Raw genomic sequence first — 1,690 nt, 5'->3', positions numbered from 1 at the left:
ATCGGCGGCGGCTACGGCAGCCTGCCTGAGCTGGTGGAGCGCCACAGCCTGGTGTTCCGGGCCGCGGCCGAGCAGGCCCGACTGCATGGGCTGTAGGGCTGCTCAGTTCTCGTCAGCTCAGCGCTGGGCAGCTCAGTTCTCGGCCCAGATGTAGCGGGTGAGCTCTTCGGGGTTGGGCTCGGGGGCTGAGAGGGCGAAGGAGACACACTCACTGATCTTGGCATCGATCTCCTTCTCGATGGCCTTGAGTTCCTCGGCCGTGGCCAACTGCTGCTCCACCAGCTGGCCCCCGAGCCGTTTGATCGGGTCCCGCTTGGCCCAGAAGGCCTTCTCGGCCTCGGCCCGCAGCTCGTCGGGGTCGGCCAGGGAGTGGCCCCGGTAGCGGTAGGTGAGGCACTCCAGCAGGGTGGGGCCTTCCCCGGCCCGGGCCCGCTGGATCGCCCGCTGGGCTGCCTCCCGAACGGCCAGCACATCCATGCCATCCACCTCTTCCCCGGCCATGCCGAAGGAGGCGGCCTTGCGCCAGATCTCCGGATCGCTGGTGGCGCGGTTGTGGTCCATGCCGATGGCCCACTTGTTGTTCTCCACCACGAACAGGATGGGCAGCTTCCAGAGCGAGGCCATGTTCAGGCACTCGTAGAACTGGCCGATGTTGCAGGTGCCGTCGCCGAAGAAGGCCGCCGTGACCGAATCACTGCCGGCATCGCCAAGGGCGTCGCGCTTGTAGCGGCTGGTGAAGGCGGCCCCGAGGGCCACGGGGATGCCCTCGCCGATGAAGGCGTAGCCGCCCAGGAGATGGTGCTCGCGGGAGAACAGGTGCATCGAGCCGCCCCTGCCCTTGCTGCAGCCGGTTTCCTTGCCGAACAGCTCGCTCATCACCTGGCGGGCCGGCACACCGCAGCTGAGCGCATGCACGTGATCGCGGTAGGTGCTGCAGAACCAGTCGTGCTGGGCCTTCATGGCCTTGATCACCCCCGTGCTCACGGCCTCCTGGCCGTTGTAGAGGTGCACGAAGCCAAACATCTTGCCGCGGTAGTACATCTCCGCGCACTTGTCCTCGAAGCGCCGGCCGAGGGTCATGTCGCGGTAGAGCATCAAGCCCTCCTCCCGCGTCACCGTGGCGGGGGTGGCCGGATAGAGGTTCTCCAGGCGCTCGGCATGGGGACCCGCCACGTGGGTGGACTCGGCGGAACAGCCCGGAACCCCGGAGTCGGCCAGGCCGGAGGCCGCCGAACTGTTGCGACTGGTTTCTGCCTGGGTCATGGGGGAAAGCTCGTCAAGCGGGCCTGGGGCAACGCCGGATCCTGGGGCGAACTGTACGGGGTCTGGGCACCGGAAGTGTTCGCGCCGCTGCCAAAACCGGAGTCCCTGTCTACAGTCGGCCACTGAGGCCAGTGCGGGTTGGAACTGCCGATCGATCACTTCCGGTTGCTCGGTGTCAGCCCGACCACGGACGCCCAGTCGGTGCTGCGCACCCTGGAGCAGCGCCTCAGCCGGGTGCCGGAGCAGGGCTTCACCGCCGAGACCCTGCAGGCCCGGGAATCCCTGCTGCGGCTGAGCGCCGATCTGCTCACCGACTCCCACCGCCGCGAGGCCTACGAGTCGGAACTCACCGCCCTGGGTGGTGAGGATCACCCGCTGCAGGCGGCCCTGGAGATCCCCACCAGCCGGGAGCTGGGTGGTCTGCTGC

The 1,690-nt window shown here is 68.1% G+C and carries 1 protein-coding gene and 2 pseudogenes; 2 read left to right on the top strand and 1 reads right to left on the bottom strand.

Going from position 1 to position 1,690, the window contains the following annotated elements:
• Window positions 1-96 (top strand): annotated as a pseudogene (locus IQ216_RS13805) (histone deacetylase); the annotation flags it as partial.
• A gap of 36 nt (window positions 97-132) precedes the next feature.
• Here IQ216_RS13805 and pdhA read toward each other — a convergent pair.
• Window positions 133-1,263 (bottom strand): pyruvate dehydrogenase (acetyl-transferring) E1 component subunit alpha, encoded by a 1,131-nt coding sequence (gene pdhA, locus IQ216_RS13800; protein WP_193815924.1) that lies wholly within the window; start codon window positions 1,261-1,263, stop codon window positions 133-135.
• Window positions 1,264-1,401: 138 nt separating this feature from the next.
• Between pdhA and IQ216_RS13795 the strand changes: the two are divergent.
• Window positions 1,402-1,690, top strand: a pseudogene (locus tag IQ216_RS13795) (molecular chaperone DnaJ); the annotation flags it as partial.

The organism is Cyanobium sp. LEGE 06143, from assembly GCF_015207535.1.
Lineage (GTDB): Bacteria > Cyanobacteriota > Cyanobacteriia > PCC-6307 > Cyanobiaceae > NIES-981.
This window is presented reverse-complemented; position numbering and strand designations above follow the sequence as displayed.

What these genes read in the sequence shown, in the direction of transcription:
- pdhA (WP_193815924.1), bottom strand. Translation starts at nt 1,263, where the DNA reads ATGACCCAGGCAGAAACCAGTCGCAACAGTTCGGCGGCCTCCGGCCTG.